This window comes from Leisingera sp. F5 (genome assembly GCF_001593695.1).
The window spans coordinates 1-1,102 of the sequence record NZ_LUKH01001335.1 but is presented as its reverse complement, the minus strand read 5'-3'; the positions used below and the strand labels follow the sequence as shown (position 1 = coordinate 1,102).

At 59.4% G+C, this 1,102-nt stretch carries 1 protein-coding gene and 1 pseudogene; both read left to right on the top strand.

Going from position 1 to position 1,102, the window contains the following annotated elements; translation table 11 throughout:
• Window positions 1-146 (top strand): annotated as a pseudogene (locus tag A2I95_RS41215) (biotin--[acetyl-CoA-carboxylase] ligase); the annotation flags it as partial.
• 12 nt (window positions 147-158) lie between these two features.
• Complete coding sequence (locus tag A2I95_RS41210; RefSeq protein ID WP_027258433.1) at window positions 159-941, top strand: type III pantothenate kinase; 783 nt, start codon at window positions 159-161, stop codon at window positions 939-941.
• The last annotated feature ends 161 nt before the right edge of the window (window positions 942-1,102 follow it).

Genomic DNA, 1,102 nt, shown 5'->3' with positions numbered 1-1,102 from the left:
CGGCCAAGCTGGGCGAGGTGATCACTGCCCGCACCGCAAATTCCGAGACCGAAGGCACCTTTGAAACGGTGGACGGCAGCGGCAACCTTGTCCTAAACACCGCCAAGGGCCGCGTCAGCATTCCCGCGGCCGACATCTATTTCTAGGAAGGGGCAGCAATGCTTCTGGCAGTTGATTGCGGCAACACCAATACGGTCTTTTCGATCTATGACGGCGAGAAGTTCATCGGCATGTGGCGCACCGCCACCGACTGGCAGCGCACTGCCGACCAGTATTATGTCTGGCTGAACACGCTGATGCGGCTGCAAGGGATCGAGGCGGATATCACCGACATGATCATCTCCTCCACCGTGCCGCGGGTGGTGTTCAACCTGCGGGTTTTGGCGGACCGCTATTTCAGTACGCGCCCCCTGGTGGTGGGCAAACCCGGCTGCCTGCTGCCCGTCGCGGTGCGGGTAGACGAAGGCACTGCAGTTGGCCCCGACCGGCTGGTCAACACGGTGTCCGGTTTTGACCTTTATGGCGGCAATCTGATCGTGGTGGATTTCGGCACCGCGACAACATTTGACGTGGTGGCCGAGGATGGCGCTTATGTCGGCGGGGTGATAGCCCCCGGCGTGAACCTGAGCCTGGAGGCGCTGCACCAAGCTGCCGCCGCCCTGCCGCATGTGGACATCACCAAACCTGAAAATGTCATCGGCACCAACACCGTCGCCTGTATGCAGTCCGGCGTGTTCTGGGGCTATGTCGGCCTCGTCCGCGAGATTTGCACCCAAATCAAGGCGGAACGCGGCGTGGCGATGAAGGTAATCTCGACAGGCGGGCTGGCGCCTTTGTTCCAGCAATCCGCTGATCTGTTTGACGCATTCGAGGATGACCTCACGATGCATGGGCTGCAGATCATTCATAAATACAACAAGGATAACGGTACTGACGCATGAGCAGTGAAAGATTGATCTATCTGCCCCTCGGCGGGGCGGGTGAAATTGGCATGAATGCCTATGTTTACGGCTACGGGCCAAAGAACAAAGAACGCCTGATACTGGTCGACCTGGGCGTGACCTTCCCCGACATGGACACCACCCCCGGCGTTGACCTGATC